Origin of the sequence: Yoonia sp. (assembly GCF_036007805.1) — a bacterium.
Lineage (GTDB): Bacteria > Pseudomonadota > Alphaproteobacteria > Rhodobacterales > Rhodobacteraceae > Yoonia.
In genome coordinates this window covers 1-5,079 of record NZ_DASYOK010000265.1, presented here as the reverse complement: position 1 = coordinate 5,079, position 5,079 = coordinate 1, and the positions used below count along the sequence as shown (strand labels likewise).

Below are 5,079 nucleotides of genomic sequence, written 5' to 3'. Positions count from 1 at the left end.
GTATTGGCGCGGCTGATGCCGATATTGCCTTCCAGTCGCCTTCGGGAAATATCCGCTGTGACATGACCCGCGGTGCGCCGCTGGCCGTACAGTGTGGTCTTGGTGTGGATGTGCAGAGCTATACTGATCGCCCCGCGTCCTGTGATGGTGATTGGGGGACGACCTTTGGTGTCGATCAGACGGGGCGCGGTCGATTGGTCTGTGTCACTGATGAAGGTCTGACGCAGGGGGCGCGTGACGTCTTGCCTTACGGGCGCCGCGCCATCCTTGACGGGATCACCTGCCGGTCAGAGACGACGGGTGTGACCTGCACGAATCTTGAAGGGGGCGGGTTTGAAGTGCGCCGTGCGGCGCAACGCGTGTTCTAAAGTGCTGATGCATCGCGCAGTCTGTTGACCTTGGCGCCCCAATCCATAGGGTCAGCGCAAACAGATGAGGTGCCCCATGTCCGACCATATTGATCCCGTGAAGCTCGACCGTCTGGCCGAGGTTGCTGTCCGTACCGGTGTAAACCTGCAACCGGGGCAGGATCTGGTGATTACTGCACCCATGGCTGCACTTGATCTGGTGCGCCGCATTACCGTGCATGCCTATAAGGCGGGCGCGGGGATTGTGACGCCCTTCTTCAACGATGATGCCATTACACTTGCGCGCTATGAATATGCGCCCGATGAAAGCTTTGATCGCGCCCCGAACTGGTTTTTTGAGGGGATGGCCGCGGCCTTCAAAGGCGGGGCTGCACGCATGGCGATCACCGGGGATGATCCGATGCTTCTGGCAGGTCAGGACCCTGCCAAGGTGGCACGTCTGAGCAAGGCGACCTCGCTTGCTGCAAAGCCTGCGATGGGGCCGATTGTCGGGTTCGAGGTGAACTGGAATATCGTGGCCTACCCGGGTGCGGCATGGGCGGCGAAGGTGTTTCCCGATCTGCCGGTGGAAGAGGCCCAGGGCAAGTTGATGGACGCGATCTATGCCGCGTCCCGACTTGAGGGCGACGATCCGGTCGCAAATTGGGCGGCGCATACCGCAACCCTGAAAGAGCGGGTGAACTGGCTGAATGAACAGGATTTTTCCGCATTGCATTATACGGGGCCAGGCACGGATCTGATGCTGGGGCTGGCCGATGGCCATATCTGGAAAGGCGGGGCGTCGCCCGCGCTCAATGGTGTGATCTGCCAGCCGAATATTCCCACCGAAGAGGTCTTTACCTGCCCGCATGCCTATAAGGTTGATGGCACGGTGGCCGCGACCAAGCCGCTGGCGCATCAGGGGTCTGTGATCGAGGATATCGCTGTGCGTTTCGAGGCAGGGCGGATTGTCGAGGCGACCGCCAGCAAGGGTGAGGACGTGCTGCAAGCGTTGCTCAAGACCGACGACGGCGCGAGCCGGATCGGCGAGGTGGCCTTGGTGCCGCATTCCAGCCCGATCAGCCAGTCGGGGACATTGTTTTACAACACGCTCTTTGATGAGAACGCGTCCTGCCATATCGCGCTGGGCCAATGCTATGCTGACACGATTGAAGGTGGATCGGAGTTGTCGCCAGAAGAATTGAAGCAGAAGGGTGGCAACCAGAGCATTATCCACGTCGACTGGATGATGGGGTCGGATGCGGTGGATATTGACGGGATCACCAAGACAGGTGCGCGTGTGCCGGTGATGCGGGGCGGTGAGTGGGCGTAGGTCCCCAGAATTTTCGAAAATTCTGGACCAAAATCCTGGAAGATTTTGGGATGACCTGTGGCAAATGCTTGCGTCATCACGCCAGTTTGCACATATAGGTGCCAGCCAAGGGAGCCCACGATGCGTGCACGAATCTATAAGCCAGCCAAGACTGCCATGTCCTCGGGCACGGCCAAGACAAAGCATTGGGTACTTGAACATGTGGCCGAAACGGCGCGTGAGGTTGATCCCTTGATGGGGTGGACCTCGTCTTCGGACACGCAAGCACAGGTCAAGCTCGAATTCGACAGCAAAGAAGCGGCTTTGGAATACGCGCGCGAACATGGCATCGACGCGGTTGTGCGTGAACCCAAGCCGCGCAAAGCCAATATCCGCCCCGGCGGATATGGCGAGAATTTCGCCACCAACCGTCGTGGCGCCTGGACGCATTAGTCCAATTCCGTTTGGCGGCTTTTCTGTTCACTCTTGCCGATGGTTTCGCATGGGGGGGTATCACCCCACGTGGCAGTGCGGCCTATGGTAGGTTTGACGCCGACGCGCATGCGGTCTCGGTGACGCCTATCACGGACCTTCGGTTGCGTCGCGTTTGACACGATAGGACATTCCCAGTGACTCAGGCGCGGTTGGGGTGAACCCGGATTGCGCATAAAGACGATCAGCGGGCACATCGGCCAGCAGGCTGACGAAAGCCGTCGTCGGCAGGTTTTTATCGATGTAATCCATCAATGCGGCCATGATGCGTTTTCCCAAACCTTGCCCGCGATAACGCGGTTCAACTGCGATATCGACGATCTGGAAAAAGCAGCCACCGTCGCCAATCAGACGGCCCATCCCGATCGCTTTGCCGTCGTGGCGCAAGGTCACCGCATGAAGTGTTCCCTGCAATCCGATTCGTGCGGCGGGTGGTGAAAAGGCGCTGAGCCCGCCTTGCTGCCGCAGTCTGAGATATTCCTCGACGCTCGGCACTTCATGGGTTGTCTGAATGTCACTGGTCATGGCCTGCCCTCTGTGTCTTGGGAAAGATGTTCCGGAGTGTTGGTTCAGCCTCCCGGGATGATCAAGTCTGATAGGTGCCGGAATTCAACATCATGAAAGGATTTGCGTGTTTAAGACTTGCAAAGTGCCACTTTGCCGCGCGATACCCGACGCGTGCGGTCCGATAGCTCAATTGGATAGAGCAGCTGACTTCTAATCAGCAGGTTGAGGGTTCGATTCCTTCTCGGATCGCCATTTTTGCAAGTGATGCTGACCTGCATTTTGGACCATTTTTTGGGCCAAGTTTCACCTTAATCACTCTTTAACCTTCTTTGTGAAAGCTGCTGATAGCGAAGGGCATGGTGCGTTGTGTTTTTCAGGTCTTATGAGAGTGCAGTCTGCGATGTTTGATTTTCAGGATGATATGCTGGATGTGGCTACCTGGCCTGTCGTGGAAGACGGTCACTTGCCGTCGCGCCAGATGCGCCTGTCCAAACGGGTGTTTGATATCGGTTTGTCCGTGTTGTTGTTGCCTGTCTTGGGGGTGATTGCAGCGGGGTTGCTGGTGTTGAACCCTTTCTACAATCGCGGATCCTTGATGCACCGGCAGTTACGCATGGGATATGCGGGGCAGCCGTTCATAGCCTATAAGTTCCGGTCGATGCGCCATATCGCGACGCAAATGCGGGGCGCCTTTGACAGGTTGGAAGAAGATCGCATTTCCACGTTCGGGGCGCTGATGCGCAAGTGCCGGATTGATGAGCTGCCCCAGATTATCAATGTCTTGCGTGGAGAGATGAGCCTGATTGGCCCGCGTCCCGACCTCTTTGAGCATGCGCGCGCCTATCAAGAGCAGGTGCCCGGCTATGCCGCACGCCATCAGGTTATGCCCGGGATCAGTGGTCTGGCACAAACCGAGATCGGCTATGTCGACGGCATGAAGGGTATCAGGCGCAAGGTCGCGGCTGACCATTATTATATCGCGCACGCGAGCCTGCGGTTTGATCTGTGGATCGCGTGGCGGACGCTTTGTGTCATCGTCGCGCAGAAAGGGCGATAGGGGCGTTGCGCGCAGCATCGTACGGCGATCAAAGCGGTTGGTAAGCTAAGGTTCTTAAGCATTGAGGTTCATTCCTAACTGGAGACCGATAATGCCTGATCCTTTTGACACCGATTATGTGAACCTGACATCGCCAGCTGTTGCGCATTATGTCATTGCGCCCTCTGATGTATCCGACCTGCCGGTGCGCCCGCGTGCGATTTACGTCAACACCGCAGGCACTGCCGCACTTCAGGATGCGGCCGGAGAGATCGTTGCCTATGATCTTGCAGCGGGGACTGTGCTTTCAATGCGTCCTGTGCGGGTGCTGGCTTCTGGGACCACGGCGCAACTGGTGGCGTGGTACTGAGCATGATTGGTTTAGTGCTTTCGCCAGGTGCGGGGTCGGGCCATGTGCCCGCGCCGCAGCCGATGGCTGCGTTCTTTGCCCATGGCGGGGGCCGGTCTGTTGCCCTTGCGCCGGGTTTCGAGGGTGGTCTGACCATCTGGACCGAAGTGGGCCCGCATCACGCGGCCCGTCTGCGTCTGGATCAAACAGATCCCACGATGCGGATGTCGTGGCGTGAAACGCAACTGGTTGAGCTGCGCAATGTCTATCCTGTGGGCCGCATGACCCTGACGGGCAGTTGGTCGCAATTGCAGACCTCGGGTTCGGGGTTCGCGGCCAGCTACACTGGTAATCGCGCGATCAGCACCGGATCAACTGGCGCCAGCGCGACCGTGCAGGTGGACAGGGATGCGCCCTATGACATGTGGATCAACTATACCGGCCGGACCAGTGGTGGCTACGTGAAGGTCGAGATTGACGGTGGGCAGAGCCTGGTGAACGAGATCACCGATCCTGCCGGTTTGGGCTTCAAGGCTTTTTCGAGCTATAGTGCGACCGACCTAACCCGCCGCCAGTCGATCAAGGTGGCCAGTGGCCTGACGGGCGAACACACTGTCACCCTGAGCTTTGGTGGTGCCGCGACACCCGGTGGCGGGGCGATCATGGTAGAGGCCGTGGCGATCACGGGCGCCTTGGCTGACCCGCATATCCTGCCGCCGCTTTGGACGCCGGACACGGCCTATGCGATGGGAGACGAGGTGCAATTTGGTGGCATGTATTATGCCGCCCGCGCCAATGGGGTCAGCGGCACAGCAGGCCCGACCCACATGAGCGGGATCGCCTCGGACGGGGCGCTGGATTGGCGGGTGGACAGCCGCCCGACCTATCCGAGCTTTGCCATCATCGATTATGCGTCCGAGCGCGAATATGCCGCGCGTCTGGATGTCGGTGACAGTGTCGTGGAAGTGGGTGGCCAGACCCATGGCCGCGATGCGCTGGATGCACGGTCGATCACACTGGACGGTGTGCCTTGGGT

6 protein-coding genes, 1 tRNA gene and 1 pseudogene are annotated in these 5,079 nt (G+C 58.9%); 7 read left to right on the top strand and 1 reads right to left on the bottom strand.

What is annotated here, in order from left to right; genetic code table 11:
* The 3 genes from VGP75_RS14375 to VGP75_RS14365 form a co-directional block, all read left to right on the top strand.
* Positions 1-368: DUF6636 domain-containing protein (locus tag VGP75_RS14375; protein ID WP_327544321.1), on the top strand; the 368-nt coding region annotated here is incomplete at its 5' end.
* Positions 369-444: 76 nt separating this feature from the next.
* The gene (locus tag VGP75_RS14370; RefSeq protein ID WP_327544320.1) at positions 445-1,680 is read left to right on the top strand and encodes an aminopeptidase; all 1,236 of its coding nucleotides are present in this window, start codon (positions 445-447) and stop codon (positions 1,678-1,680) included.
* A 120-nt stretch (positions 1,681-1,800) separates the two neighbouring features.
* The gene (locus VGP75_RS14365) at positions 1,801-2,112 is read left to right on the top strand and encodes an ETC complex I subunit (RefSeq protein ID WP_055294137.1); all 312 of its coding nucleotides are present in this window, start codon (positions 1,801-1,803) and stop codon (positions 2,110-2,112) included.
* Between the two features lie 129 nt (positions 2,113-2,241).
* On the opposite strand, the gene VGP75_RS14360 is transcribed toward VGP75_RS14365, so the two are convergent.
* Entirely contained in the window at positions 2,242-2,676 is a 435-nt protein-coding gene (locus VGP75_RS14360; protein WP_327544319.1) for a GNAT family N-acetyltransferase, read from the bottom strand.
* Between the two features lie 157 nt (positions 2,677-2,833).
* Here VGP75_RS14360 and VGP75_RS14355 point away from each other — a divergent pair.
* From VGP75_RS14355 to VGP75_RS14340, 4 genes and pseudogenes are all read left to right on the top strand, one after another.
* Positions 2,834-2,910: transfer RNA gene (locus VGP75_RS14355), tRNA-Arg, on the top strand.
* A gap of 148 nt (positions 2,911-3,058) precedes the next feature.
* Positions 3,059-3,715 carry a sugar transferase gene (locus tag VGP75_RS14350; RefSeq protein ID WP_327544318.1) on the top strand — a complete coding sequence of 219 codons (657 nt, stop codon included), beginning with the start codon at positions 3,059-3,061 and terminating at the stop codon, positions 3,713-3,715.
* A gap of 91 nt (positions 3,716-3,806) precedes the next feature.
* A complete protein-coding gene (locus tag VGP75_RS14345) occupies positions 3,807-4,064 on the top strand; it encodes a spike base protein, RCAP_Rcc01079 family (RefSeq protein WP_327544317.1) in 258 nt (85 codons plus the stop codon).
* A gap of 2 nt (positions 4,065-4,066) precedes the next feature.
* A pseudogene (locus VGP75_RS14340) lies at positions 4,067-5,079 on the top strand (hypothetical protein); the annotation flags it as partial.